The following is a 25229-nucleotide window of genomic DNA, read 5'->3' as shown; positions in this document are numbered from 1 at the left end:
CGATGTGCGTGATCGGGCTCGCCGGCTGGAGCGGGGCGGGAAAGACCACCCTGCTCACCAAGCTGATCCCGGTGCTGCGGGCGCGGGGCCTGCGGGTCGCGACGCTGAAGCACGCCCATCACGGCTTCGACGTGGATCAGCCCGGCAAGGATTCGCACCGGCATCGCGCGGCCGGAGCCGGCGAGGTCATCGTGTCCTCGGCGGCGCGGTGGGTGCAGATCCACGAGGTCGGCGATGGCCGCGAGGCGACCCTGCCCGAGCTCCTGCGGCGCCTGAGCCCCTGCGACATCGCCGTCGTCGAGGGCTTCAAGCGCGAGGCGCATCCGAAGCTCGAAGTGTTTCGGGCGGAGAACGGCCGACCGCCCCTGCACCCGCAGGATCTCCGCATCGTCGCGGTGGCCAGCGACGTTCCCTTCCCCGAGGCCGCAATCCCGGTCGTCGGGCTCGACGACGTGGAGGCGGTGGCCGACCTTGTGATGGCCTGCGCGGAGCCGCTGGCCGAGGTGCTAGGGAGGCTCGGGGGCGATGGCCCAGCTCACTGACGATTGCTTCGCCTTCGGCGGGCCGCTGATGTCGGTGGACGAGGCGGCGGCGCTCATCGTCGAGCGCCTGCCGGTGGTCGCCGATGTCGAAACCGTGCCCCTGGCCGAGGCCGACGGCCGGATCGCGGCTTGCGACCTCTCGGCCGGCATCGACCTGCCGCCCTTCGACAACTCGGCCGTCGACGGCTACGCCGTGCGCCACGCCGATCTCGCCGCGTCCGGCGAGACGATCCTGCCGGTGGCAGGCCGTCTCCCGGCCGGGACCTCGGCCGAGGACGTCGCGTCGGCCGGCGCCGCCATCCGGATCTTCACCGGCGCGCCGATGCCGCCCGGCGCCGACACCGTCTTCATGCAGGAGGACGTGCGGGCGGAAGGGGCGAACGTCGCCCTGCCGCAGGGATTGAGGCGGGGCGCCAACCGGCGGTTGGCCGGCGAGGATATCGGCCGCGGCGCCACGATCATCGCGGCGGGCCAGCGGCTTACCCCGCCGGATCTGGCGCTCGCCGCGGCGGTCGGTCACCACGCGATCGCGGTGCGCCGGCGCCTGCGGGTGGCCGTGTTCTCGACGGGCGACGAACTCGCCGAGCCCGGCGCGACGCTGCGGCCGGGCGCGATCCACGATTCGAACCGGGTGATGCTCGTCGCGCTCCTGCGCCGGCTCGGTGCCGACGTGCGGGATCTCGGCATCCTGCGCGACGATCCAGGCCTCCTCGCGGCGCGCCTGGGCGAGGCGGCGGAGGGGCATGATCTCATCCTGACCTCGGGCGGCGTCTCGACGGGCGAGGAGGATCACGTCAAGGCGGCGGTCGGTGCGTCGGGCCGGCTCGTGTTCTGGCGCCTCGGGATCAAGCCCGGGCGTCCGGTGGCGATGGGGCTCGTGCGCGGCACGCCCTTCGTCGGCCTGCCCGGCAATCCGGTCGCGGTCTACGTCACCCTGCTCTTCGTGGTGCGGCCGCTGCTCGCGCGACTCTGCGGGGCGCAATACGTCGCGCCCGCGAGCTTCCCGGTTCGCGCCGCCTTCGATTATCGCAAGAAGGCGGGCCGGCGCGAATTCGTCCGGGTCAGCCTGCGCCGGGCCGAGGATGGCGGGCTCGAAGCGGTGAAGTTCCCCCGCGACGGGGCCGGCGTCCTCACCTCGCTCACCGGCAGCGACGGCCTCGCCCAGCTACCCAACGCGATGACGGCGCTTGCCGCGGGCGACACCGTAGAAATTTATCCTCACGCCCTTCTCTGGTAGGGGTCAGCGGGAAATCGGACTTGCGCCCGGCCCGCAAAATGTGGTCCCGCATCAAGAATGCGGTTCCGACGGCCGCCCCTTGACCCGATGTGGCAGGATTGCTTCCTGCAGCACCGCATTCGAGAGCGAAGAAAGCGACGATGGATTTCTCCGATCCGCAATTCCTGGCTGCGATCCTACAGATCATCTGGATCGATCTCCTCCTGTCGGGTGACAACGCGGTCGTGATCGCGCTCGCCGTCCGGTCGTTGCCGCCCGAGCAGCGGCGGATCGGCATGTTCCTGGGCGCCGGCACGGCCGTGGGTCTGCGGATCATCTTCGCGCTGATCATCTCGACCCTTCTGGCGATCCCGTTCCTGCGTATCGTCGGCGGCATCCTGCTGCTTTGGATCGCGGTGAAGCTCGCCCGCGGCGAGGATGAGGATGGCCACGCGGTCGAGGAGAGCGACAGCCTCTGGAAGGCGGTGCGGACCATCGCCATCGCCGACGCGGTCATGAGCCTGGACAACGTCGTGGCGATCTCGGCTGCGTCCAAGGGGCATGCCGAGCTGTTCATCTTCGGGCTGCTGCTCTCGATCCCGCTCATCGTCATGGGCGCGGCCCTGATCACCTCCCTGCTCAAGCGCTTCCCGATCATCGTCTGGGCGGGCGCGGCGCTGCTCGGCTGGATCGCGGGTGAGATGATCGTGACGGACCCCTTCATCGCGGAGCGCCTCCATGCCTTCCCGAACGCGCATTACGTCTTCGCCGCGGTCGGTGCGATCTTCGTTCTCGTCACCGCCTACGCGCTCAGGCGGATGAACCCTCCCGCCGCGAGTACGACGGCCCCGAGCGACGCCTGATCGTCGCCGAGCGCCCTTCCCTGTTGCGGGGAAGGGCGCGTTCCAGAGTCAGGCTTGCTTCCGACCGATCGGGAGCCCCTCGGCGGCGAGGCTGCGCAGCGTCCGCAGCATGATGCGGGCGCCCGCCCCGATATCGTCCAGGCTCGCGAACTCGGCCGGGTTGTGGCTGATCCCGCCCCGGCAACGCACGAAGATCATGGCGATCGGCGCGATTCGGCCCACCGCCATGCCGTCGTGGCCGGCACCGCTGGGCAGGCGCAGCACGGGCAGGCCCTCAGCTTCGATGGCGTGCGCGATGCGGGCGCCGATCCCCTCGTCGCAGGGCGTGCTCGGGGCGTCGTGCGTCAGCGTGTGGTGGAGCGCGAGCCCCCGCCGCGCGGCGATCCCGGCCCAGTGCCCTTCGATATCGGCCAGCGCCGCCCGGCGCTGCGCGTCGTCCGGCGACCGCAGGTCGAGGCTGAAGGTGACGCGTCCGGGAATGACGTTGACCGCTCCCGGCATCGCCGCAAGGGTGCCGACCGTTCCGACGAGGTCCGGCCCACCCGCGCAGCGGGTCTCGACGGCGAGCACGCATTCGGCCGCGCCCGCCAGCGCGTCGCGCCGCCCCGCCATCGCCACGGTGCCGGCGTGCCCGGCCTCGCCCGAGAGGGTGACCGAGAGCCGGGTTGCACCGCTGATTGCGGTGACGAGGCCGACGGGCAGCCCGGCACGCTCCAGGGTCGGACCCTGCTCGATATGGAGTTCGAGATAGGCCAGGATCTCCTCGGGCTTGCGCGCGGCCTCCCCGATCCGCGCCGGGTCGAGGCCGGCGCCGCGCAGCGCGCCCGCGACCGTGATCCCGGCCGCGTCGGTGCGGGCCAGGATCGCGGGGTCGAGGTCGCCGGCAAAGGCGCGGCTACCGATCAGGGCGGCGCCGAAACGGGTGCCCTCCTCGTCGGCGAAGCCGACCACCTCGACGGCGAAGGGGAGCCGGGCGCCCTCCCGCCTCAGCGCCTCGATGCAGGCGATGCCGGTGACCACGCCCAGCGGGCCGTCGAAGCGGCCTGCGTCGCGCACCGTGTCGAGATGGGAGCCGATCACCACCGCCGGGCTGCCGGCGACAGGCCCTTCGAGGCGGCCGATCACGTTGCCCGCGGCGTCGACCCGGGCCGAGAGGCCGGCCTCTCGCATCCAGCCCATGACCAGGGTGTTGGCCCGATCCTGCTCGGGGGTGAGATAGAGTCGCGTGATCGCGCCGGCCTCGGCGCTGATGGCGGCGAGCGCGTCCAGGCGCTCCATGATGAGGGGCGAGAAATCCTCCAACGCTCGGCTCAGCTCCCGCGATAGGTCTGGTAGCTCCAGGGCGTCGCGACCAGGGGCACGTGGTAATGCCCCTCCGGGTCGCCGACACTGAAACGGACGGGCACGATATCGAGGAAGGGCGGTTCCTGCAGCCCCGCGCCGGTCCGGCGGAAATGATCACCGATGCGGAATCGCAGCTCGTAGGTCGCGATCGGAACCGGCCGGCCGCCGATGAGCGGATGGTCGGTGCGGCCGTCGGAATTGGTGACCGCCCGGGTCACGAGCGCGGCCTCGCCCTCCGACACCCATTCCAGGAGTTCGACCGCGACCCCCTCGGCAGGTCGGCCCGCCGCCGTGTCGAGAACGTGGGTCGAGAGCCGCCCCGTCGTGCGCAGGCCGCCCTCCCCCGTGACGAGGCTGTCGAGCCGGATCGCGGCGATGCGGAACATCTCCGCTTCGGCCGTCACCCGCTCGGTGTCGGGATCGGAGGCGAGGCGGGCCTCGAAGCTGCGCAGGAGAGAGGCCCGGCCGTGGCGCTTGACGCAGAGGATGAAAGGCAACCCGAACCGCTCCCGATAGGTGCGGTTCAAGGCCTCGAACCGGGCGTACTCGGCCTCGGACAGGCGGTCGAGCCCGGCCGCTTCCTGCTCGGCGATGGAGGCCGGCGCGATGCTCCGCGACCGGGCCGCAGGGCCGGCGAGTTCGGGATGGCCGACGAGAAGCGCATGGCGCCGCGCCGCGTCCACGCCTTCGACCGCCGCCCGCAGCCCAGCGAAGAGCGCCTGAACCGTGGCGTAGGGCCGGTCGGCGGCGGCAATTTCCGCGACCCAGGGCGCCGCCTCGAACACCCCGCCGAGCGCCGCGACGAAGTCGGGGACGTCGGCCTCGTTGAGCTCGGCGAGAGTGAACCCCATTGACGGTGTCTCCGGCGTCGTGTCGACGGCAACGCCCCAGCTTAGCAGGGATCCGCACCGCGACGCAGCGGAACCGTCTGCCGATCCCTGGCATACGGCTTGCGGATTTGGGCAAGGCGAGCAGGAGGTGACGATGGCCTTGGCGGCATCGAGCTACGGCAAGGCCCGGGTGCGCGTGCTGCGCCTCGCTCGCGACGGCGACCACCACACCCCGCGCGAACTCACCCTTCAGGTGATGCTCAAGGGCGCGTTCGATGCGGCCTGGACCGAGGCCGACAACCGGGCCTGCATCGCCACCGACAGCCTGAAGAACATCGTCAACGTCACCGCCGCGCGGCACACCGAGGCGGGGGCCGAGGCATTCGTCGAGCGCGTCGCCGCCGTGCTCTTCGAGACCTATCCGCAGGTGGCGGAGGTCGCCGTCGAGGCGCACGAGACGCGCTGGCGGCGCCACGCCATCGCCGGGGCGCCGCACGGCCACACCTTCACCCTCGATGGCAACGGCACCGGCTATGTCGGCCTGACGATGGGTCGGGACGCGTCGCGGCTCCGATCGGGCCTGCGCGGCTACACCTTCATGAAGACCACGCAATCGGGCTGGGCAGGCTTCGTCGACGATCGCTACCGAACGCTCGCCGACACCACCGACCGGATCGCCGCCACCAGCATGGACGCGACCTGGACCTGGTCTCGGGCGCCCAAGGACTACGCGACGGCGAACGCGGCGATCCTCGCGACGCTCATGGAGGTCTTCGGGACGACCTACAGCGCCAGCGTGCAGGACAGCCTCTACCGGATGGGCGAGGCGGCGCTCGGCCGCGTCCCCGAGATCGCCGAGATCGCCTTCGCGATGCCGAACAAGCACTACGTTCCGATCGATCTGTCGCCTTTCGGGCTCGACAATCCGGGTACGGTGTTCCTCCCGACCGACGAACCCCGCGGCCAGATCGAGGCGACGATCACCCGGGGCTGAGGCGCAGCCGTCCGGACCGTCAGGCCGCGTCCTGCGCCGCGGGCACCATGCCGACGGGAATGCTGTGGTAGCGCCGGTCCGCGTAGACGAGAGCATCGCCCGTGCCCGCCTCGGACAGTGCCACGACCTCGCAGAACAGCACGTCGTGGCTGCCGACCTCCGTCCTGCGCACGATCCGGCAATCGAAGGCGGTGAGCGCCCCCTCGAGCGCCGGCGCGCCGGTGGCGAGCTCGTACCAGCGGCCGGAGGCGAAGCGCGCCTCCTGGGGGGTGCCCCCGCCGAACGACGCGGCAATCTCGCCCTGCCCTGCCGAGAGCGTGCTCACGCACAGGGCCGCGTTCTGCGCGACCGCGGCAAAGGCCGAGGACGAGCGGTTGACGCAGACCAGCAGGGTCGGCGGCGCGTCGCTGACGCTGCAGACGGCCGAGGCCGTGAAGCCGGCCCGGCCTCCGGGGCCGTCCGTCGTGACGAGGTGGACGGCGCTGGCCACCCCGGCCATCGCCGCGCGGTAGGCGCCGGCCTCGACGGCCTTCATCCCGGTCTCGGCGTCCGTGCCTGTGGGAGCCATTCAGGGTTGCCTTGCTTGCGCGAAGAACGCGGTGAGGGTGCGGTTGAAGGCGTCCGCCCGCGTCACGCTGTGGGCATGGCCGCCGGTCGGCGAAAGGTCGAGGCGGGCGTTCCGCAAGCCCGCCGCCAGGCGCTCGGAACAGGTCCAGGGCACGAGCACGTCGTCCTGCGCCGCCATCACCAGGGTCTCGTGAGGGATGCGGCCGAGATCGTCCGATGCATCGAAGGCCTCGAGGGCCGCGATCCGGGCCAGCGTATTGTCGATGCCGGGAAAGTGCTGCAGGGCCGCCGCCTCGTCGAGGGCGACGCGCGTGGCATGCTCGGAGAGCCACGGCGCCGGATAGAGAAAGATCGCCTGCGCTCGAACATAGGCCTCGGGCCCTGCCTTCGTCAGCAGGGCCTTGCGCGCGGCAAAGCAGCGCCGGGTGGCCGGATCGGCCTTCGCCCAGCCGTTGACGACGACGAGGCGGTCGATCCGCTCCGGAGCGAGCAGTGCCATCTGAAGTCCGATGAGGCCGCCCAGCGCATGCCCGACGACGTCGCAGCAAGCGATGTCGAGGGCATCGAGGACGGAGAGCGCATCACGGGCCATGGCCGCGATGTCATGACCAGGCTCCAGTGTATCGGGCGAGCGGCCGGTGCCGCGATGATCGTAGGCAACGACCCGCATCGTCTCGGACAAGGCCGGGATCTGCGGTGCGAAATAAGCGGCCGAGCCGCCGAGCCCCGGCGAGAGCAGGACCGTCCGCTCGCCGCGCCCGTGAACCTCGTGATGGAGCGATGCCATGCCCGGCCGTCAGCGCCCGCCGAGATGGGCGATCGAGGCGATCTCGACGAGGGCGTCGGGTTTCACGAGGCCGCACTGGATGCAGTAGCGAGCCGGCTTCTCGCCCGGAAAGTACTCGGCATAGACGGCGTTGATCGCGGCGTAATCGGCCCAGTCCTTCAGGAAGATGTGGTTGAAGGTGACGTCCTCCATGCTGCCGCCCGCGGCCGCGACCACGCTCTGGATGGTCTCCAGGACGTGCCGGGTCTGCGCGGCCGCGTCGCCGACATGGACGACATTCGCCTCGGCGTCGAGCGGCAGCGTGCCCGAGACGTAGAGCACCCCGTCGGCGAGGGTGCCGGGCACGTAGGGCGCGAGCGGCTTGCCGGTGCCGGGCGGGATGATGACGGTCTTGGGCATTGGCTTCGGGTGCTCCAATCAAAGTGAAACCGGTGCGATCTCCCAGCCCATGATCCTGAGGTGCCCGCCAAAGCGGGCCTCGAGGGAGGGCTCCGGCGGTCGCAATGGGTTCTAGAGGTTTCGAGAGTTTCGCCGCGCGCCTCGGATGCGAATAGGGATGGAAGTGCTACTCGGCCGCCATCGCCGCCGACCCGGCCAGCGCCGCCTCGAACGCTGCCACGTCCGAGACCCAACCGAAGAACGTCTCGATGTTGGCGAGCGCGCCCTCCTGTAGGCTCGGCGGGCCGGCCTGGTGCGTGGCGTCGGCCAGCACGATGCCGAAATATTCGAGGAAGAAGCCGTCCCGCAGGGTCGATTCCACGCAGACATTCGTGGCGATGCCGGTGAAGACCAAGGTGCGGATGCCGCGCGAGCGCAGCATGCTGTCGAGCGGCGTGTTGTAGAAGCCGCTGTAGCGGGGCTTCGGCAGCACGATGTCGCCGGGTTCGGGCTTGAGGGCGTCGACCAGGGCGTAATCCCAACTCCCCTTGGCGAGCAGGCGCTCGTTCTTCTCGGGGCGGCTGCGCATGGTCTTGAGGGCGTTCGACTTGTGCCAGTTCGGCGAGCCGGGGCCGCCGGCCTCGACGTAGTCCGGGTCCCAGCCGTTCTGGAACCAGACCACAAGGATGCCCGCCGCCCGCGCCGCCGCGACGGCTCCGGCGATCCGCTCGATGACCGGCCCAGTCGTCGAGACGTCGAACCCGGCGAGATCGAGGTAGCCACCTCTCGTCGCGTAGGCGTTCTGCATGTCGACGACGATGAGCGCCGTGGCGTCGTGGTCGAAGGCGATCGGCTCCGGACGAGCGGGAAGGATGATGGCGCCGTGTCGGCCTTGCGCGTCGCGATATCCTGCGGGTTTATCCATTCCGGCCTCTGATCGAGCATGTCCCCTCCCCCTTGTGGGGAGGGGTTAGGGGTGGGGGTGGTTCCGCCTGGTGAGCGGCAGGGTCGCCCAGCCACCCCCACCCTCGATCCCTCCCCACAAGGGGGAGGGAAGATCGCCTCACGCCACCTTCGCCATATTCTCCGCCGCCACGTGCCGCCTCGATTCCATCAGCGGCTGAATGCGGGTGCCGAAATCCTCGACCCCCTTGAGGAAATCGTCGAAGACCAGCAGGACGCCCTCGGTGCCGGGTACGGTGGCCACCTCGTCGAGCATGCGGGCGACTTCGGCGTAGGAGCCGATGAGCGTGCCCATGTTGATGTTCACGGCCGAGGTCGGGTCGACCATCTGACGGACGTTGGTGTCGGCCCCCGACTTCGTGTCGGCCGCGCCCTGGACCCCGAGCCAGGCGATCGCCTCCTGATCGGCGCCGGCCTTGTAGTGCTCCCAGGTGGCGCGAGCGGCCTCGTCCGTCTCGTCGGCGATGATCATGAACAGGGCGTAGGAGGTGACGTTGCGCCCCGTCTCGGCCTTGGCGGCTTCCAGCCGCGCGACGGTGGGCGCGAAGGCCTTGGGCGTGTTCACCCCCTTGCCGAAGCAGAAATTGTAATCGGCGTATTTCGCGGTGAATTCCATGCCGGCTCCGGACTGGCCGGCGCAGATCAGCTTCATCGGCGCCTGGGGCCGGGGCGAGAGGCGGCAATCGTCCATCTGGAAGAACTCGCCCTTGCGGTCGCAGACTCCCGTCTCCCAGAGATCGCGGAGCACCTGGGCGTATTCCGAAAGGTACTCGTAGCGGCGGCCAAAATACTCGTCGCCGGGCCAGAGCCCCATCTGCGAGTATTCCGGCTTCTGCCAGCCGGTGACGAGGTTGAGCCCGAAGCGGCCGTTGGAGATGGAATCGATGGTGGAGGCCATCCGCGCCGTGATCGCCGGCGGCATGCAGAGCGTCGCGGCGGTGGCGTAGAGCCTGATCCGGCTCGTCACGGCGGCGAGCCCCGCCATCAGCGTGAAGGATTCGAGGTTGTGGTCCCAGAACTCGGTCTTGCCGCCGAAGCCACGCAGCTTGATCATCGAGAGGGCGAAATCGAGCCCGTAGGTTTCGGCCTTCAGGACGATCTGCTTGTTCAGTTCGAAGCTCGGCTTGTATTGCGGCGCGTTCTCCGAGAGGAGCCAGCCGTTGTTCCCGATCGGGATGAAAACGCCGACATTCATGGCCGCCTCGCCGTGCCAGGGTGCTTGATAGGACGAGGCTGATGCTTTCGGACCAAACGGTCAAACTCTGAGGCGAAGGTTTTCGACCCTCTGCACAAACTCTCTTCGTTCTGCGCGAAGAAGCGGCGGGATTTGCTCAACGGCGATGCGATCGACCGGCCGGGACCGGCCCGATCGCGCCGAATCAGGCGTCGGTTTGGCGCAGACCGAGACCGGCCAGGATCAGCGCCTCCGTGCTCGCGACGGTGCGGGCGAAGAAGTCGGGGTCTTGGAGCCCGCGCCCGGTGATCGCGTCGACCTGGATCGCGAAATCCGCGTAGTGCTGGGTGATCGCCCAGATCGAGAAGATGAGGTGATGCGGGTCGACCGGGGCGATCCGCCCCCGCGCGATCCAGCCGCCGATGACCGCGGCCTTGGCTTCGACCAGGCTGCGAAGGGGGCCTTCGAGCTCCGCCCGGAGCAAGGGCGCGCCCTGGACGATCTCGAGGCAGAACAGCCGCGAGGCCTGCGGCGCGTCGCGCGAGAGGGCGAGCTTAGCGCGGATGTAGCGCCGGACGGCGTCCGCCGGCTCGGCCTCGGCGTCGAGGGCCTCAAGAGGGTCGAGCCAGATGTCGAGGACTCGTCGGAGCACGGCGACGTAGAGCTCCTCCTTCGATGCGAAGTAGTAGAGCAGGTTGGTTTTCGAGAGCCCGGCCCGCTCCGCGATCTCGTCGACGCTGGCCCCGTGCAGGCCCCGCGTGGAGAAGATCTCGAGCGCGGCATCGAGGATCGCCGCGCGGCGGGTTTCGCCGTCGCTGCGGCGGCGGCGCTCGGGTCTCGTCGCGCCAGCCACTTGCCTGCTCCCCTACCGCCGGACCCGACGCCCCGTCCGCGACGGTTCTACATGGATTCCCGGCCCTCCGCTGGCATCAATCCCGCCGGACCACCTCCTCGAGTGGCAGGGCCGTTGAAGCGAAGCGTCGCTATTCGAGGGAGCCGACCGCCGCCTCGACGGCCTTCACCACCGCGCCCGAGCGCAGCAGGGCCAGGGCATCGACCATCTCCGTATGATACCAACGGTCGCCGTCCAGCGCCGGGGGGATGACCTCGCGGATCGCGTCGAGCGCCGCCTGGGTGCCCTTGCCGATCGGATGGTCCTTGGCGAGATCGGCCACGAGCGTCAGGGCCTGGGCCGCCATCAGCATTTCGCCGGCCACGATCTGCTCGGCGTTCTCGACGATCGTCCGCGCTTTGCGCCCGCACCAGGTCGAGTTCGAGACATGGTCCTCGGCGTTCGACTTCCCCGGAATCGAATCGACCGAGCCCGGCATCGAGAGGGTCCGGTTCTCCATGACCAGCGCCGAGAGCGTGCATTGTACGGTGGCGAAGCCCGTGTTCAGACCCTTCTTGCCCGCCAGCAGGTTGCGCGGCAGGCCGTAGCTGAGCGTGGGGTCGATGAGCCGGAACAGGCGGCGCTCGCTGATCGAGCCGAGATCCGTCACCGCGATGGCGAGCAGATCCATGGCCTGGGCCACGTATTGCCCATGGAAATGGCCGCCCGAGATGCAGGCATAGCCGCCCTCCCCGTCGTCGAAGATCAGCGGATTGTCGGTCGCCGCGTTGATCTCGGTGCCGATGATGCCGCCGATATAGGCGAGCGCCTCGCGCACCGGCCCATGGACCTGAGGGGCGCAGCGCAGGGAATAGACGTCCTGCACGCGGGGCGGCGGGGCGACGCCGGCAGCGCGGCTCTCCTCCGGGAAGATCGTGAGCCGGGCCGCTTCCGTGCAGCGGCGCGAGCCTTCGAGGAGGCGCAGGACGTTGCGGGCGCTCGCGGCCTGTCCCTGGTGAGGACGCGCGGCGTGGAGCCGCGGATCGAAGGCCGCCGTCTCGGCGCGCAGGCATTCGAGGGTCAGGCCGAGGGCGATGTCGGCGTGCTTCAGGAGCGCCGTCGCGTCCTCCAACGCCAGCACGCCGAGCGCGAGCGAGACGGTGGAGCCGTTGATCAGCGCCGAGGCGTCCTTGGCCTCGAGCGGGAAATCGGGCGCGAGGCCGGCGCGTTGCAGCGCCTCGCGGGCGGGCATGCGCCGTCCCTCGAACAGCATCTCGGCCTCCGCGAAGCCGCAGACCGCACCGGCAAGGTGGGCGAGCGGGGCGAGGTCGCCCGACGCCCCGACCGATCCCTTCTGCGGGATCATCGGCACGAGGCCGGCGTTGAGGCAGTCGAGCAGGCGATCGACCACCGCGACGCGGGGCCCGGAATAGTTCGAGGCGAAGGCATTGGCACGCAAGAGCATCGTCGCGCGCACCACGTCGACGTCGAAGGGCTCGCCGACACCGGTGGCGTGGGCATAGACCGTGCGCCGCTGGTACTCCTGCATCTCGGCCATGCGCACGCGCTGGTCCTTGAACAGGCCGACGCCGGTGTTGAAGGAGTACATCAGCGGCGCGTCGTCGGTCATGAAATGCGCGTCGATGTAGTCGCGCGCCGCCTGCATCCTGGCCCGCGCCTCGGGCTCGACCGCGGCCTGCGCGCGGGTGCCGGAGGCGTCGGCCCTGGCGACCGCGAGGACCTGGCCGGCTTGCAGCGTGCGGCCGTCGATGGAAATCGTCGTCATCTCAAGGTCTCCGGAAGGGCGGGCGCCGAGCAGGATTCGGGCCGCTCAAGGGGCCGGGTGGGTGGCGATCCAGTGCCGGGCGATGTCGATGCGCCGGGCCATCCAGACCCGGTCGTGGGCCGCGACGTGGTCGAGGAAGCGGATCAGCGCCCCGATCCGCCCCGGCCGCCCGACCAGGCGGCAATGCAGGCCGACCGATAGCATCTTCGGGCTCTCGGCGCCCTCGGCGTAGAGCGCGTCGAAGCTGTCGCGCAGGTAGGTGAAGAACTGCTCGCCCGTGTTGAAGCCCTGGGCCGCGACGCAGCGCATGTCGTTGGCGTCGAGGGTGTAGGGCACGACGAGGCCGCGGCCGCTGGGTTCCGTGATCCAGTAGGGCAGATCGTCGGCGTAGGAATCGGCGAGGTAGGTCATGCCGGCCGCGATGCCGAGGTCGAGGGTGTGGACCGACGAGCGGCCCGTGTACCAGCCGAGCGGGCGCTCGCCCGTGACCTCCGCGTGGATGCGGATCGCCTCGGCCATGTGGGCGGCCTCGTCCTCGCGGGAGAAGCGGCCGTAATCGATCCACCTGAGGCCGTGGCAGGCGATCTCCCACTCCGCCTCGCGCATGGCCGCCACCGCCTCCGGGTTGCGGGCGAGCGCGGTAGCGACGCCGAACACGGTGACCGGCACGCCCCGGGATTGAAACAGGCGCCAGAGCCGCCAGAAGCCGACGCGCGAGCCGTACTCGAAGTTGGATTCCATGCTCATGTGCCGGAGGCCCGGCCAGGGCTGCGCGCCGATCAGCTCCGAAAGGAAGGCCTCGGAGGCCGGATCTCCGTGCAGGATGCAGTTCTCGCCGCCCTCCTCGTAGTTGAGGACGATCTGCACCGCGATGCGGGCGCCACCGGGCCAGTTCGCCTGCGGCGGGTTGCGGCCGTAGCCGAGGAGGTCGCGGGGGTAGGTCACGGGATTGATCTCGGGCGGTAGAGGTGAAGGGCCGATGGGGCCGCCCTGTCGGACTGCATCGGCCGTCTGTCAAATCGGTTCGTCGAGCCCGAGCCATGCGACGGGATGCGCGGCGCCGGCGACTCTGTCAGGGTTGGGCGGCAGAGCCGCGCACGCTCCTTGCCTGCGCCGGGTTGCGCCAGCGAAAGAACCCTGAGGTTTCCCGTGCTCCTGACCCCGCGCGAAAAGGACAAGCTCCTCATCGCCATGGCCGCCCAGGTCGCCCGCAACCGCCTCGCGCGCGGCGTCAAGCTCAACCATCCGGAGGCGGTGGCGCTGATCACCGACTTCGTGGTCGAAGGCGCCCGGGACGGCCGCTCGGTCTCCGAGCTGATGCAGGCCGGCGCCCATGTGCTGACCGCCGCCCAGGTGATGGAGGGCATCCCCGAGATGATCCACGACATCCAGGTCGAGGCGACGTTTCCCGATGGCACGAAGCTCGTGACCGTGCACCACCCAATCCGCGGTGCGGCCTCGAGGGAGGTGCCGGGCGCGGTGACGACGCTGCCCGGCGACATCGTCTTCAACGACGGCGCCGAGCGCACCGTGATCACGGTGGCCAATACCGGCGACCGCCCGATCCAGGTCGGCTCGCATTACCATTTCTACGAGGTCAATGCCGGCCTCGTCTTCGAGCGGGAGAAGGCCCGCGGACGCCGCCTCGACATCGCGCCCGGCACGGCGGTGCGGTTCGAGCCCGGCGCGACGCGTGACGTGGTGCTGGTTCCGCTCGGCGGGCGGCGGGAGGTGTATGGCTTTCGCGGTGAAGTGATGGGGAATCTGTAGGTCATGTCCGGTAGCCCGCGCCCCGCCTCCCTCCCTCGCGCCGCTTACGCCGACATGTTCGGGCCGACCACCGGCGACCGTATCCGGCTGGCCGACACGTCCCTCGTGATCGAGGTCGAGCGCGACCACACGATCCACGGCGAGGAGGTGAAGTTCGGCGGCGGCAAAGTTATTCGCGATGGGATGGGGCAGTCCCAGGCCACGAACGCCGAGGGCGCCGTTGACACAGTGATCACCAATGCCGTGATCCTCGACCATTGGGGCGTCGTGAAATGCGACGTCGGCATCGTGCGCGGACGCATCCACAAGCTCGGCAAGGCCGGCAACCCGGACATCCAGCCCGGCGTCGACATCGTCGTCGGGCCGGGAACGGAGGTGATCGCGGGCGAGGGCAAGATCCTCACGGCCGGTGGCTTCGACAGCCACATCCACTACATCTGCCCGCAGCAGATCGAGGAGGCCCTGTGCTCCGGCGTCACGACGATGCTGGGCGGCGGCACCGGCCCGGCTCACGGCACCTTCGCCACGACCTGCACCCCCGGCCCCTGGCACCTCGCCCGGATGATCGAGGCCGCGGACAGCTTCCCGATGAACCTCGCCTTCGCCGGCAAGGGCAATGCCTCGCGGCCCGAGAGCCTCGTCGAGATGATCAGGGCCGGTGCCTGCGCGCTCAAGCTCCATGAGGATTGGGGGACGACGCCTCAGGCGACCGATACCTGCCTCAGCGTCGCCGACCTCCACGACGTGCAGGTGATGATCCACTCCGACACGCTCAATGAATCGGGCTTCGTCGAGGACACGATCGCCGCCTTCAAGGGCCGCACCATCCACGCCTTCCACACGGAGGGCGCAGGCGGGGGCCACGCCCCGGACATCATGAAGGTCGCCGGTTTGGCCAACGTGCTGCCGTCGTCGACGAATCCGACCCGGCCCTACACGAAGAACACCATCGACGAGCATCTCGACATGCTCATGGTCTGCCACCACCTCGACCCGTCGATTCCCGAAGACCTCGCCTTCGCCGAGAGCCGCATCCGCAAGGAGACCATCGCGGCCGAGGACATCCTGCACGACATCGGCGCGCTCTCGATGATGTCGTCCGACAGCCAGGCCATGGGCCGGGTCGGCGAGGTCGTCATCCGCACCTGGCAGACCGCCGATAAGATGAAGCGCCAGCGCGGCAGCCTGCCGGGCGATGCGTCGGGCAACGACAACCTGCGCGCCCGGCGCTACGTCGCGAAATACACGATCAACCCGGCCATCGCCCACGGCATCTCGGCCCATGTCGGCTCGGTCGAGGCGGGCAAGCTCGCCGACCTGGTCCTGTGGTCGCCGGCCTTCTTCGGCGTGAAGCCCGACCTCGTCATCAAGGGCGGCGCCATCGCCACCGCGCCGATGGGCGACCCCAACGCCTCGATCCCGACGCCCCAGCCGGTGCATTACCGCCCGATGTTCGGCGCGCACGGGCGCGTGCCCTTCGCGACCGCGCTGACCTTCGTCTCGAAGGCGGCGATCGAGGATGGCCTTCGCGAAAAGCTCGGCGTCCAGAAGCAGCTCGTGGCGGTGGAGAACGTGCGCGGCGGCATCTCGAAGAAGAGCATGATCCTCAACGACGCGACGCCCGACATCGAGATCGACCCCGAGACCTACGACGTGCGCGCCGACGGCGAATTGCTGGTCTGCGAGCCGGCCGAGGTGCTGCCGATGGCGCAGCGGTATTTTCTGTTTTGAGGTAGGATGAGGCTGATCAGAGGAGGCCCTCCATGTCGAAGGTCGCGTTGAAGCCGCCGCAGGCCGCCGATCTTTACACGACGGATTTTTATGCCTGGACCCAAGCCCAGGCGGAATTGCTGCGGGCGCGCAGGTTCGACGAACTCGACCTGGAGAATCTGATCGATGAGGTGGCGAGCGTGGGCGGGAGCGACAAGCAGCAGATCGAGAGCCGCCTCGATATCCTGCTCGGCCATCTCCTGAAGTGGATGTACCAGCCTGGACAACGAAACAGCCATTGGACTGGGACAATCATCGAGCAACGCCGACGCATCGCCCGCCTTCTGAAGGCGAGCCCCAGCTTGAAGCGGTATCCGGCCGAGGTGTTCGACGAGTGCTACCATGCCGGCCGGTTGCTGGCCTCACGAGAGACCGGCATCGCCCTCGTCGCCTTTCCTGAAACACCGCCGTTCAGCCTCGACGAGGCACTCGACACGAATTTCCTACCCAGCGATCCAGACCTTCTGAATCCATCGTGAGTGGGGTCGGTATCTCTTCATGATACGCGCCACCCGCGTCATCCGGCGTGACGCCCTCCAAACCGGCGAGATCGTCGACCGCATCGTCCTCGATTCCGGCGACCGGCACCGCCGGCGCATGGCCATGAAGGGTGTGGGCGGGCTCGCCTTCCTGCTCGACCTGCCCGCAGCGACCGTCCTCGACGACGGCGATGCGCTGGCGCTGGAGGACGGGCGCTTGGTCTGGGTCGAGGCCGCGGCCGAGCCGTTGCTGGAAGTGCGAGCGGCGAGTCCGATCGCCCTCAAGCGCCTGATCTGGCACATCGGCAATCGCCACATCCCGGCGGAGATCGGCGAGGACGCGGTCTATATCGGCTTCGACCACGTGCTCGCCGACATGGTGCGGGGTCTGGGCGGAACGGCAGAGCCCGTCGAGCGCCCGTTCCGGCCCGAGGGCGGCGCCTATGCCGGCGAGGCGGCGGGCCACCATCACCACGGCCATTCCCATTCGCACAGCCATGATTGAGGCGGCGCGGCTGCTCGCCTGGCTGTCGCCGACCTACCCGGTCGGTGCCTATGCCTATTCGCACGGGCTCGAGGCCGCGGTGGAAGCCGGCGACGTCCGCGACGAGGGCGGCCTCGCCGAATGGCTTGCCGACGTGCTGGAGAACGGGTCGGGCCGCAACGACCTGATCCTGGCGGCGGCGGCCCACGCCGCCGCGATGCGCGACGACGCGGCGGAACTCGCGGCGGCGAACGAGCTCGCCCTGGCGCTGGCGCCCTCGCGCGAGCTGCGCCTGGAGACGACGCAGCAGGGCCGCAGCTTCCTCGACGCCACGCTGAACGCCTGGCCTCATCCGCGGCTCGCCTGCCTCGCGGAAGGCCTGCCCGGCGAGCTCGCCTATCCGGTCGCCTTCGGGCTCGCGGCCGGGGCGCATGGGATGGCGCTCGCCCCGGCGCTATCCGGCTTCGGCCTCGCCTTCGTGCAGAACCTCGTCTCGGCGGCCCTGCGGCTCGCGCCGGTGGGCCAGAGCGCCGGCACCCGGCTTATCGCGTCCCTTGCGCCGCGGGTGACGGCGCTCGCCGCGACCATTCCGGGCCTCAGCCTCGACGATGTCGGCAGCGCCACCCTGCGGCTCGACCTCGGCTCGTTCCGGCACGAGACCCAGTACTCGCGCATCTTCCGCTCATGATCCGGAGACCCGCATGACACAGCGCAACGGCCCGCTTCGCGTCGGCATCGGGGGTCCCGTGGGCTCCGGCAAGACCGCGCTGATGGAGCAGCTCTGCAAGCGGTTTCGCGACACGCACGAGATCTGCGCGATCACCAACGACATCTACACGAAGGAGGACGCCCGCATCCTCACCGTGGCCGGGGCGCTGGCCGAGGAGCGGATCATGGGCGTCGAGACCGGCGGCTGTCCGCACACGGCCATCCGCGAGGACGCCTCGATCAACCTCGCGGCCATCGCCGAGATGCGGCGGCGGTTTCCCAAGCTCGATCTCATCCTGATCGAATCCGGCGGCGACAACCTCGCGGCGACCTTCTCGCCGGAACTCGCCGACATCACGCTCTACGTCATCGACGTGGCGGGCGGGGAGAAGATCCCGCGCAAGGGCGGCCCCGGCATCACCCGCTCGGACCTGCTCATCGTCAACAAGACCGACCTTGCGCCGCTGGTGGGCGCCGATCTCGGCATCATGGAATCCGACACCAGGCGCATGCGGGGCGCCCGGCCCTACGTCTTCGCGTCGCTGCGCGAGGGCAAGGGCGCCGACGACGTCGCGCGGTTCGTCACCCAGGCCGGGGGCCTCGCCTGATCAGGCCTCCGGCCGGAACGGGTGGATCTGGGGCATCAGTGCCGCCACGAGCTCCAGCCGCCCCGAGATCACGCCGCGCTCGGTGATCATCGCGTCGGCGATGGCCTGGAGCGTCGCGGCGGGGCCCTGCACCAGCACCACCTCCAAGGTCTGGTTGTGCATCAGGTGGACGTGCAGCGAGGAGATCACCTCCGCGATGTAGCGGCGCTGGAGGTCGGCGAGGCGCTGCTGCAGGCCGTGGGCGAGGTGGTCGTAGAACAGGGTGATGGTGCCGACCATCACCCGGTCGCCGACCTCGTGGCGATGCTCGACGAGCGAGCGATGCAGGATCGTCGCGACCGCCTGAGAGCGGCTGGCGAAACCGCGCTCGCCGACCATGGCGTCGAGCTCGCTCAGAAGATCCTCGGAGAGCGACAGGCTGATCCGGCTGACCGGCCGCCGTCGCCCGTCCGGTGTCTCCGGCCCAACCGCGACGTCAATCGCGTCCGATCCCGCGCCCTCGCTCATCCCATTCTCCCCCGCGTGAGCCGCAATCTGGCACGTCTCTTGTATCGTCGGGAAGGCGTCGGTATTACGATTTTCGTGGATCGTACTACGCGCGCCGGAGATTGCAGATGCGCCTCACCACGATCCTATCCGCCGGCCGCAGGGCCGCCCTCGGCGGTCTCGCCGCCCTCGGTCTCTTGACCGCCCCCATCGCCCAGGCCGCCGAGCCCCTGCGCATCGGCTACAGCGACTGGCCGGGCTGGGTGGCCTGGCAGGTCGCTATCGAGAAGGGCTGGATCAAGGAAGCCGGGGTCGAGGCGAAGTTCGAGTGGTTCGACTACTCCGCCTCCATGGATGCCTTTTCCGCAGGCAAGCTCGATGCGGTCACCTGCACCAACGGCGATGCCCTCGTGATGGGCGGGAATGGCGCGAAGAACGTCATGATCCTGCTCACCGACTACTCGAACGGCAACGACATGATCGTCGGCAAGCCGGGCGTGAAGACGCTTGCCGACCTCAAGGGCAAGAAGGTCGGTCTCGAGGTCGGGCTCGTGGAGCACCTGCTCCTCATCAACGGCATGACCAAGCTCGGCATGAAGGAGACCGACGTCACCCTCGTCAACGCCAAGACCAACGAGACGCCGCAGGTGCTGGCGAGCGGCGACGTCGCGGCCATCGGCGCCTGGCAGCCGATCGCCGGGCAGGCGATGCGCGGCGCGGCCGGCGCCAGGCCCCTCTACACCTCCGCCGACGAGCCCGGCCTCATCTACGACGTGCTCACCGTCTCGCCGGCGAGCCTCGCGTCGCGGCGGGCCGAGTGGATCAAGCTCGTGGGCGTCTGGGACAAGGTCGTCGCCTACATCGAGGACCCGAAGACGCAGGCCGACGCGGTCGCGATCATGGCGGGCAAGGTCGGGATCGACGCGGCCACCTTCACCCGCTTCCTCAAGGGCACGAAGCTGATGAAGCTCGCCGACGGCCACAAGGTCTTCGTCGATGCCGAGGGCTTCGGTTCGCTCTACGGATCGAGCCGCTACGCCGACGCCTTCAACGTCAAGTACGAGGTCTACAAGACCGCCCAGGACGTGAAGAGCTACATCGACCCGGCCGTGTCCCAGGGCAAATGACGGTCGAGATCCGCCAGGACCGGGTGAGCGCGTCCCCTCCCCCTTGCGGGGAGGGGTTCGGGGTGGGGGTGGTTCCGCCTGGTGAGCGGGCGGGTCGCCCAGCCACCCCCACCTCCGGCTCCTCCCCGCAAGGGGGAGGAGAGACCCGCGCGAAGCGCCGCTCCTGGGTCGGCGTGGCAAAGCCCCTCTCCCCGCGCCGGCGCGTCGCGCTGACCCTGCTGTCGTTCCTGCTGCCGGTCCTGGTCTGGTCGGCCTTCTCCTACCTGCCGTTCCTCTGGCATCCGCTGGTCGAGGTCAGCGATCCCGGCGACGTCGCCTGGATGCAGCCGGGGATGCGCCTGCCTAAGGCCGCCTTCGCCGAGGAGGTCGCCGCCGCCGAAGCGGCGAAGACCGCGCCTCCGGCGGGCAAGCCCGCCAATCCCGTCTACCTTCCGGCGCCGCACGAGGTCGCGGTTGCCTTCTGGACCTCGCTGACCGCGCAGCCGACGCAGCGCGACGCGATCCGCCTGCCGCAGAGCCTGTGGCACTCGATCACGATCATCTTCTGGGGCTTCGCGCTCTCCTCCCTCGTCGGCGTGCCGCTCGGCATCCTCTGCGGGGCGCAGCCGACGCTCGCGCGGCTCACCGAGCCCGTCATCGAGTTCGTGCGCTACATGCCGGCCCCCGCCTTCGGGGCGCTGATGGTGGCGATCCTCGGGATCTATGATGGCCCGAAGATCGCGATCATCGTGATCGGCACCTTCTTCCAGCAGGTGCTCGTCATCGCCAACACCACGCGGCGGGTCGAGCCGCTGCTGATCGAGGCGGCGCTGACGCTGGGCGCCCGCAACCTGCGCCTGATCCGCCGGGTCATCGTGCCGGCGATCCTGCCCCAGCTCTACCGCGACCAGCGCATCCTGCTCGGCTGGGCCTGGACCTACCTCATCGTCGCCGAGCTGATCGGCACCTCGTCGGGCATCACCTTCTTCATCACGCAGCAGGCCCGCTACCAGCATTTCGAGAACGTCTACGCGGCGATCTTGATCATCGGCCTCGTCGGCTCGGCCACCGACCTCGCGCTGGCCTGGCTCGGGCGCCGGCTCTTTCCCTACGACAGGGCCGAGGCATGAGTCTCGGCATCCTTTCCCCCGCCTTCGACTACCGGACGCAATGCGAGCCGGTCCGCGCCCGCTTCGACAAGCTGAAGGGCCGTCCGGTCGCGCTGAGCGTCGAGGGCTTGGGCAAGGTGTTCCGCAACCCGGAGGGGCGCGAGACCGTCGCGCTCCAGGGCATCGACCTCGTCACCCACCGGCGCGAGTTCCTCTGCGTCGTCGGCCCCTCGGGCTGCGGCAAGTCCACCTTCGTGCGCATCCTGGCCGGGCTCGAGACCCTGAGTTCGGGCGTGGTGCGGGTCGAGGGCAGGCCCGTGTCAGGGCCGGGCGCCGACCGCGGCATGGTCTTCCAGGGCTACACCCTGTTTCCTTGGCTGACCGTGCTGCGCAACGTCGCCTTCGGGCTGGAGGAGCAGGGCGAGCCCCGCCGCGCCGCCGAGCGCGAGGCCCGGCAATGGCTGGCGCTGATCGGGCTCGAGGCCTTCGCGGAATCCTATCCCCACCAGCTCTCGGGCGGCATGAAGCAGCGCGTTGCCATCGCCCGGGCGCTGGCCACGCGGCCGCGCATCCTGCTCATGGACGAGCCGTTCTCGGCACTGGACACGCAGTCCCGTGCCCGCATGCAGGCCTACCTGATCGAGATCTGGCGCAAGATCGACATCACCATCGTCTTCATCACCCACGACCTCGACGAGGCGGTGCACCTCGCCGACCGCATCCTCGTGCTCAGCGCCCATCCGGGCCGGGTCGCCGAGCTGATCGAGGTGCCGGTCCCGCGGCCCCGCTCGCACGACCAGATGCTCGGCCCGGAGTTCCGCGCGACGCGGGCGCGGCTCGACGCGCTGATCCATCCGCCGAAGGAGGAGAGCGAGGACGAGCCGGTCACGCCGAGCCTGGTCACGCGGATGGCGCCGGCCGGGGACGAGGTCGAGTGATGGCAATGCGAGTCTCGACGACGGCGCGCATCGCCTCGCCCCGGCCGGCGGAGATCCTAACGACGCCACTCGCCATGGTCGTTGCGCGAAGCTCACATCTAGCCAAACGCCGTCATTCCGGGGCGCCGAAGGCGAACCCCGAATCCATAAACGCCAACGGTGTTCAAGCTTACAGCCCTGGCGGTTCTGGATTCCGGGTTCTGCTTCGCAGCCCCGGAATGACGGCGTTTGATGGAGGAAACGTTGGTGTCCGGCTCTTCGACCCGGGCAGGTGTTCGGCGGGGAGCTGGGGTGGTGCCGTGCTCACGAAGCGGGACGATTCCGCATGACCGTTCAACCCCTTCTCTGGGCCGAGCGCACATGGAACGAGATTCCGGATGACCTCGCGGCCGCCGCGCAAGCTGCGATCCTCCCCATCGGCGCAACCGAGCAGCATGGCCCTCATCTCGGCACCGGCATGGATTTCGTCCTGGCCGAGGCGCTTGCCCACGCGGTCTCGGCCGAGACCCGCGTGCCGGTGCTGCCCACCCTCCACTATGGCTGCTCGCTCGGCCACAGCCGGCGATGGCCGGGCACGCTCACCCTCGACCCGCTGGTGATGACCCAGGTCGTCGTTCAGATCGGGACGAGCGCCTACCAGTCCGGCGTGCGCCGCCTCTTCCTCCTCAACGCGCACGTCACCAACGCCGCGCCCCTGCGCTGCGCCCTGGAGATGCTGCGGGCCGCCCACGACGACTTCATGGTGGCGCTGGTCAATTCGGCGACCATCAGCGAGCGGGTGCGCGCAGCCCATTTCGCCGACGCCGAGGATTGGCACGCGAACGCCGCAGAGACCTCCCTGATGCTGGCGCTCGCCCCCGCCCTGGTCCGGCCGGAGCGCATTGCCGAGGCCGACGACCCCGACCGGACGGCGGGCCTCGTCTTCGCTCATCCCGTGAACCGCACCAGCCGGAACGGCGTCACTGGCCGGCCTTCGCAGGCGAGCGCGGCTGAGGGAGAGCGCCTGTTCGCCTGGATGGTCGAGGACCTCGCCGCCCTCATCCGGCGCGGGCTCTCCGAGACCCCGCCCCTGCCCCATTCCTACGACGCGCCCGCAGAGAGGAGCTGAGCCGATGGCTCACAGCGAGACCACCGACCCGACCATCCTAGCCCTGCAGCAGGACCTGCGCGAGAAGGGCGTGAAATACGTCATCGGCGCCTATGTCGACATCCACGGCGCCCAGAAGGCCAAGGTGGTGCCGATCGACCATCTGCCCCAGATGGCGGCGGGCTCCGAGCGCTATACCGGCTACGCCCTCGACGGACTCGGCCAGGCCCCGAACGAGGACGAGCTCGCCTCGGTCCCGGACTTCTCGCAGCTGATCCAGCTGCCCTGGGAGAGAAAGCTCGCCTGGGCGCCGGCCGACCTGACCTTTCAGGGCCAGCCCTACCCCCTCTCCACCCGCATCGCCCTGAAGAACGTCCTGAAACAGGCCGAGGCGATGGGCTTCGGGTTCAATCTCGGCATCGAGTGCGAGATCTTCCTGCTCAAACAGGAAGCCGACGGCTCACTGCACACGCCGGTCGCCGACGATAAGCTGGTGAAGCCCTGCTACGACGTGCGCGGGTTCGTCGACAATTTCTCCTGGCTCGACAAGGTCGCGACCACGATCAACGACCTTGGCTGGGATCTCTATTCCTTCGACCACGAGGATGCCTGCGGCCAGTTCGAATTCGATTTCAACTATGCCGACGCGCTGACCATGTGCGACCGGCTCACCTTCTTCCGGATGATGGCGAAGCACTACGCCAAGGAGGAAGGGCTGATCGCCACGATGATGCCCAAACCCTTCGCCGACCGCACCGGCAACGGCGCCCATTTCAACATGTCGCTGTTCGATTACGAGACGGGCAAGAACGCCTTCGCCCGCTCGCCGGCGGACGACCCACGTGGGCTTGGGCTGACCGAGACCGGCTACCATTTCATCGGCGGCGTGCTCCGCCACGGTCGCGCGCTCTGCGCCGCCTTCGCCCCCACCGTGAACAGCTACAAGCGCCTCGTGCGCCAGGGCGCCATGGCGGGCTTCTCCTGGGCGCCGGTGTTCAACTCGTACGGCTCGAACAACCGCACCAACTCGGTGCGGGTGCCAGCCGGCGGCGGGCGCTGCGAGAGCCGCAACGCCGACGGCGCCGTGAATCCCTACCTCGCCGCCGCCCTCGTGCTGGCGGCGGGATTGGAGGGCGTGCGGGAGCGGATCGATCCCGGCGCGCCGAACGAGGACAACCTCTACGACCTCGACGACGCCGCGCGCGCCGAGCGCGGCATCGAGTTCCTGCCGCAGACGCTGGCCGAGGCGGTCGACGCCTTCGCCGCCGATCCCCTCGTCGAGGCGACGCTCGGCAAGGCGCTCCGCGACGAGTTCATCCGCTACAAGCGCGCCGAATGGGAGGAATACCACCTCACCGTGAGCGCCTGGGAGATCGAGCGCTACAGCCACATGTTCTAGCGCCCTTCCCCTCCCCCCTTGTGGGGAGGGGCTAGGGGTGGGGGTGGTTCCGCTTGGCTCAGCCGAGGGTCGCCCAGCCACCCTACCTCCAACTCCTCCCCACAAGGGGGAGGAGAGGCACCGGGACGACCCGGCGCTATCGAATCTCAACATCGGCCGGGACGACCCGGCGGACAGCTTGAGGAACGGGCATGACGACGACCGAGGACATCATCGCCGAGAACCGGCGCCGCTACGAGGCGCTGAAGGCACAGGGCCAGGGTCACGCTCCCCGCGCCCTGCCGCCGCCCTCCCCGCTCGGCCTGAAGCTGGACGAGGATGCCGTCCTTCACGCGGAGACCATTCCCGGCGGCTGGTACTGGACGACCGAGCTCCATGCCGGCGAGGCCCTGCGTCTCGCCCTCGATCACGGCCCATCGAGCGTCGCGCTGGTCGCCTGGAACGCCGCCGATACGTCGGAGCGGCTGAACTATGCCGACACCGTCAAGGTCCAGTGGACCTCCAGCCTCCGCAAGGGCCGGGTGCTGTTCTCCGACATGGGCCGGGTGATGCTCTCGCTGATCGAGGATTCCTGCGGTGCCCACGATGCCCTGGTCGGCGGCTCCAATGTCGGCTCGAACGCGGCCCGCTACCCGGGCGGTCCTCATCGCAACACCCGCGACAACCTCGTGCTGGCCGCCCTGAAGGCGGGCCTCGGCCGGCGTGACATCCCCGCCTGCGTCACGTTCTTCGCCCCCGTCGGCGTCGGCGCCGAGGGGCGGTTCACCTGGAACGAGGCCGGGCGGCGGGCGGGCGACTACGTCGACCTGCGCGCCGAACTCGACCTCATCGTCGTCCTCTCGAACTGCCCTCACCCGCTCGACCCGGCCCCGGACTACGCGCCGAACCCCGTGACCGCGACGCGCTTCAAGGCGCCAATCCCGGGCCCGGACGACCTCTGCCGGACCGCGACGATCGAGGCCGTACGCGGCTTCGAGAACAACGCCGCCATCGGTTTCTGAGGGGAGGA

Annotated in this window: 26 protein-coding genes and 1 pseudogene; 16 read left to right on the top strand and 11 right to left on the bottom strand. The window is 69.5% G+C overall.

The window, feature by feature from the left end:
* The first annotated feature begins 2 nt into the window (after positions 1-2).
* From mobB to MFF55_RS02430, 3 genes are all read left to right on the top strand, one after another.
* Positions 3-542, top strand: a complete 540-nt coding sequence (gene mobB / locus MFF55_RS02440; protein WP_373874702.1) for a molybdopterin-guanine dinucleotide biosynthesis protein B — start codon at positions 3-5, stop codon at positions 540-542.
* On the top strand, positions 526-1779 hold the full coding sequence (locus MFF55_RS02435; protein ID WP_238242482.1) for a molybdopterin molybdotransferase MoeA: 1254 nt from the start codon (positions 526-528) through the stop codon (positions 1777-1779). The genes mobB and MFF55_RS02435 overlap by 17 nt, the downstream gene beginning before the upstream one ends.
* 140 nt (positions 1780-1919) lie before the next feature.
* Positions 1920-2621 (top strand): TerC family protein, encoded by a 702-nt coding sequence (locus tag MFF55_RS02430; protein ID WP_238242481.1) that lies wholly within the window; start codon positions 1920-1922, stop codon positions 2619-2621.
* 48 nt (positions 2622-2669) lie between these two features.
* On the opposite strand, the gene MFF55_RS02425 is transcribed toward MFF55_RS02430, so the two are convergent.
* Positions 2670-3923 (bottom strand): allantoate amidohydrolase, encoded by a 1254-nt coding sequence (locus MFF55_RS02425; RefSeq protein WP_238242480.1) that lies wholly within the window; start codon positions 3921-3923, stop codon positions 2670-2672.
* 8 nt (positions 3924-3931) lie between these two features.
* The gene (uraD, locus tag MFF55_RS02420) at positions 3932-4816 is read right to left on the bottom strand and encodes a 2-oxo-4-hydroxy-4-carboxy-5-ureidoimidazoline decarboxylase (RefSeq protein ID WP_238242479.1); all 885 of its coding nucleotides are present in this window, start codon (positions 4814-4816) and stop codon (positions 3932-3934) included.
* 133 nt (positions 4817-4949) lie between these two features.
* Here uraD and pucL point away from each other — a divergent pair, with 133 nt between their 5' ends.
* Complete coding sequence (gene pucL / locus MFF55_RS02415) at positions 4950-5789, top strand: factor-independent urate hydroxylase (RefSeq protein ID WP_238242478.1); 840 nt, start codon at positions 4950-4952, stop codon at positions 5787-5789.
* Between the two features lie 19 nt (positions 5790-5808).
* Here the strand turns inward: pucL and MFF55_RS02410 are convergent, their stop codons facing one another.
* The 8 genes and pseudogenes from MFF55_RS02410 to puuE form a co-directional block, all read right to left on the bottom strand.
* Positions 5809-6357, bottom strand: a complete 549-nt coding sequence (locus tag MFF55_RS02410) for a flavin reductase (RefSeq protein WP_238242477.1) — start codon at positions 6355-6357, stop codon at positions 5809-5811.
* Positions 6358-7143 (bottom strand): pyrimidine utilization protein D, encoded by a 786-nt coding sequence (gene rutD, locus MFF55_RS02405; protein WP_238242476.1) that lies wholly within the window; start codon positions 7141-7143, stop codon positions 6358-6360.
* Between the two features lie 9 nt (positions 7144-7152).
* Positions 7153-7542, bottom strand: coding sequence for a pyrimidine utilization protein C (rutC, locus tag MFF55_RS02400; RefSeq protein WP_238242475.1), 390 nt, complete (start codon positions 7540-7542; stop codon positions 7153-7155).
* Positions 7543-7708: 166 nt separating this feature from the next.
* Positions 7709-8446: a pyrimidine utilization protein B gene (gene rutB / locus MFF55_RS02395; RefSeq protein ID WP_238242474.1), complete on the bottom strand. Its 738-nt coding sequence runs from the start codon at positions 8444-8446 to the stop codon at positions 7709-7711.
* Positions 8447-8584: 138 nt separating this feature from the next.
* Positions 8585-9679: a pyrimidine utilization protein A gene (gene rutA / locus MFF55_RS02390; protein WP_238242473.1), complete on the bottom strand. Its 1095-nt coding sequence runs from the start codon at positions 9677-9679 to the stop codon at positions 8585-8587.
* 184 nt (positions 9680-9863) lie between these two features.
* The gene (gene rutR, locus MFF55_RS02385) at positions 9864-10511 is read right to left on the bottom strand and encodes an HTH-type transcriptional regulator RutR (protein WP_238242472.1); all 648 of its coding nucleotides are present in this window, start codon (positions 10509-10511) and stop codon (positions 9864-9866) included.
* 130 nt (positions 10512-10641) lie between these two features.
* A complete protein-coding gene (locus MFF55_RS02380) occupies positions 10642-12276 on the bottom strand; it encodes an HAL/PAL/TAL family ammonia-lyase (protein ID WP_238242471.1) in 1635 nt (544 codons plus the stop codon).
* A gap of 51 nt (positions 12277-12327) precedes the next feature.
* Positions 12328-13230: pseudogene (puuE, locus tag MFF55_RS02375) on the bottom strand (allantoinase PuuE); the annotation flags it as partial.
* A 195-nt stretch (positions 13231-13425) separates the two neighbouring features.
* Between puuE and MFF55_RS02370 the strand changes: the two are divergent.
* From MFF55_RS02370 to ureG, 6 genes are read left to right on the top strand one after another with little or no spacing between them, the layout of a single operon-like run.
* Positions 13426-14046 carry an urease subunit gamma gene (locus tag MFF55_RS02370; protein WP_238242470.1) on the top strand — a complete coding sequence of 207 codons (621 nt, stop codon included), beginning with the start codon at positions 13426-13428 and terminating at the stop codon, positions 14044-14046.
* A gap of 3 nt (positions 14047-14049) precedes the next feature.
* Positions 14050-15777 (top strand): urease subunit alpha, encoded by a 1728-nt coding sequence (gene ureC / locus MFF55_RS02365; RefSeq protein WP_238242469.1) that lies wholly within the window; start codon positions 14050-14052, stop codon positions 15775-15777.
* Positions 15778-15809: 32 nt separating this feature from the next.
* Positions 15810-16295 carry a DUF29 domain-containing protein gene (locus MFF55_RS02360; RefSeq protein ID WP_238242468.1) on the top strand — a complete coding sequence of 162 codons (486 nt, stop codon included), beginning with the start codon at positions 15810-15812 and terminating at the stop codon, positions 16293-16295.
* 19 nt (positions 16296-16314) lie between these two features.
* Complete coding sequence (locus MFF55_RS02355) at positions 16315-16800, top strand: urease accessory protein UreE (RefSeq protein ID WP_238242467.1); 486 nt, start codon at positions 16315-16317, stop codon at positions 16798-16800.
* Complete coding sequence (locus MFF55_RS02350; protein ID WP_373874696.1) at positions 16739-17467, top strand: urease accessory protein UreF; 729 nt, start codon at positions 16739-16741, stop codon at positions 17465-17467. Before MFF55_RS02355 ends, MFF55_RS02350 begins: the two co-directional genes overlap by 62 nt.
* A 13-nt stretch (positions 17468-17480) precedes the next feature.
* The gene (gene ureG, locus MFF55_RS02345) at positions 17481-18095 is read left to right on the top strand and encodes an urease accessory protein UreG (protein ID WP_238242466.1); all 615 of its coding nucleotides are present in this window, start codon (positions 17481-17483) and stop codon (positions 18093-18095) included.
* On the opposite strand, the gene nikR is transcribed toward ureG, so the two are convergent.
* Entirely contained in the window at positions 18096-18602 is a 507-nt protein-coding gene (nikR, locus tag MFF55_RS02340) for a nickel-responsive transcriptional regulator NikR (RefSeq protein ID WP_238242465.1), read from the bottom strand.
* A 107-nt stretch (positions 18603-18709) separates the two neighbouring features.
* Between nikR and MFF55_RS02335 the strand changes: the two genes are divergently transcribed.
* The 6 genes from MFF55_RS02335 (at position 18710) to MFF55_RS02310 (ending at position 25221) form a co-directional block, all read left to right on the top strand.
* Positions 18710-19708, top strand: coding sequence for an ABC transporter substrate-binding protein (locus MFF55_RS02335; protein WP_238242464.1), 999 nt, complete (start codon positions 18710-18712; stop codon positions 19706-19708).
* Positions 19709-19881: 173 nt separating this feature from the next.
* Complete coding sequence (locus tag MFF55_RS02330) at positions 19882-20817, top strand: ABC transporter permease (RefSeq protein WP_238242463.1); 936 nt, start codon at positions 19882-19884, stop codon at positions 20815-20817.
* Positions 20814-21734 carry an ABC transporter ATP-binding protein gene (locus tag MFF55_RS02325; protein WP_238242462.1) on the top strand — a complete coding sequence of 307 codons (921 nt, stop codon included), beginning with the start codon at positions 20814-20816 and terminating at the stop codon, positions 21732-21734. The genes MFF55_RS02330 and MFF55_RS02325 overlap by 4 nt, the downstream gene beginning before the upstream one ends.
* 325 nt (positions 21735-22059) lie before the next feature.
* Positions 22060-22842, top strand: a complete 783-nt coding sequence (locus MFF55_RS02320) for a creatininase family protein (protein ID WP_238242461.1) — start codon at positions 22060-22062, stop codon at positions 22840-22842.
* 4 nt (positions 22843-22846) lie between these two features.
* The gene (gene glnT / locus MFF55_RS02315) at positions 22847-24220 is read left to right on the top strand and encodes a type III glutamate--ammonia ligase (RefSeq protein WP_238242460.1); all 1374 of its coding nucleotides are present in this window, start codon (positions 22847-22849) and stop codon (positions 24218-24220) included.
* A 191-nt stretch (positions 24221-24411) separates the two neighbouring features.
* Positions 24412-25221, top strand: coding sequence for an urea amidolyase associated protein UAAP1 (locus MFF55_RS02310; protein ID WP_238242459.1), 810 nt, complete (start codon positions 24412-24414; stop codon positions 25219-25221).
* The last annotated feature ends 8 nt before the right edge of the window (positions 25222-25229 follow it).

The sequence above is a fragment of the Methylobacterium iners genome (assembly GCF_022179305.1).
Taxonomy (GTDB): domain Bacteria; phylum Pseudomonadota; class Alphaproteobacteria; order Rhizobiales; family Beijerinckiaceae; genus Methylobacterium; species Methylobacterium iners.
The sequence above is the reverse complement of the archived record's forward strand: the minus strand, read 5'-3'. Positions and strand labels throughout refer to the sequence as shown.

Excerpts from the sequence above, each read along its gene's own strand:
- MFF55_RS02310 (WP_238242459.1), top strand. The coding sequence starts at position 24,412 with ATGACGACGACCGAGGACATCATCGCCGAGAACCGGCGCCGCTACGAG.
- ureG (WP_238242466.1), top strand. The coding sequence starts at position 17,481 with ATGACACAGCGCAACGGCCCGCTTCGCGTCGGCATCGGGGGTCCCGTG.
- MFF55_RS02430 (WP_238242481.1), top strand. The coding sequence starts at position 1,920 with ATGGATTTCTCCGATCCGCAATTCCTGGCTGCGATCCTACAGATCATC.
- rutB (WP_238242474.1), bottom strand. The coding sequence starts at position 8,446 with ATGGATAAACCCGCAGGATATCGCGACGCGCAAGGCCGACACGGCGCC.
- rutA (WP_238242473.1), bottom strand. The coding sequence starts at position 9,679 with ATGAATGTCGGCGTTTTCATCCCGATCGGGAACAACGGCTGGCTCCTC.
- MFF55_RS02355 (WP_238242467.1), top strand. The coding sequence starts at position 16,315 with ATGATACGCGCCACCCGCGTCATCCGGCGTGACGCCCTCCAAACCGGC.
- MFF55_RS02335 (WP_238242464.1), top strand. The coding sequence starts at position 18,710 with ATGCGCCTCACCACGATCCTATCCGCCGGCCGCAGGGCCGCCCTCGGC.
- mobB (WP_373874702.1), top strand. The coding sequence starts at position 3 with ATGTGCGTGATCGGGCTCGCCGGCTGGAGCGGGGCGGGAAAGACCACC.
- pucL (WP_238242478.1), top strand. The coding sequence starts at position 4,950 with ATGGCCTTGGCGGCATCGAGCTACGGCAAGGCCCGGGTGCGCGTGCTG.
- rutD (WP_238242476.1), bottom strand. The coding sequence starts at position 7,143 with ATGGCATCGCTCCATCACGAGGTTCACGGGCGCGGCGAGCGGACGGTC.
- rutC (WP_238242475.1), bottom strand. The coding sequence starts at position 7,542 with ATGCCCAAGACCGTCATCATCCCGCCCGGCACCGGCAAGCCGCTCGCG.
- MFF55_RS02325 (WP_238242462.1), top strand. The coding sequence starts at position 20,814 with ATGAGTCTCGGCATCCTTTCCCCCGCCTTCGACTACCGGACGCAATGC.
- MFF55_RS02320 (WP_238242461.1), top strand. The coding sequence starts at position 22,060 with ATGACCGTTCAACCCCTTCTCTGGGCCGAGCGCACATGGAACGAGATT.
- MFF55_RS02410 (WP_238242477.1), bottom strand. The coding sequence starts at position 6,357 with ATGGCTCCCACAGGCACGGACGCCGAGACCGGGATGAAGGCCGTCGAG.
- MFF55_RS02435 (WP_238242482.1), top strand. The coding sequence starts at position 526 with ATGGCCCAGCTCACTGACGATTGCTTCGCCTTCGGCGGGCCGCTGATG.
- ureC (WP_238242469.1), top strand. The coding sequence starts at position 14,050 with ATGTCCGGTAGCCCGCGCCCCGCCTCCCTCCCTCGCGCCGCTTACGCC.
- MFF55_RS02360 (WP_238242468.1), top strand. The coding sequence starts at position 15,810 with ATGTCGAAGGTCGCGTTGAAGCCGCCGCAGGCCGCCGATCTTTACACG.
- nikR (WP_238242465.1), bottom strand. The coding sequence starts at position 18,602 with ATGAGCGAGGGCGCGGGATCGGACGCGATTGACGTCGCGGTTGGGCCG.
- glnT (WP_238242460.1), top strand. The coding sequence starts at position 22,847 with ATGGCTCACAGCGAGACCACCGACCCGACCATCCTAGCCCTGCAGCAG.
- uraD (WP_238242479.1), bottom strand. The coding sequence starts at position 4,816 with ATGGGGTTCACTCTCGCCGAGCTCAACGAGGCCGACGTCCCCGACTTC.
- MFF55_RS02350 (WP_373874696.1), top strand. The coding sequence starts at position 16,739 with ATGCCGGCGAGGCGGCGGGCCACCATCACCACGGCCATTCCCATTCGC.
- MFF55_RS02380 (WP_238242471.1), bottom strand. The coding sequence starts at position 12,276 with ATGACGACGATTTCCATCGACGGCCGCACGCTGCAAGCCGGCCAGGTC.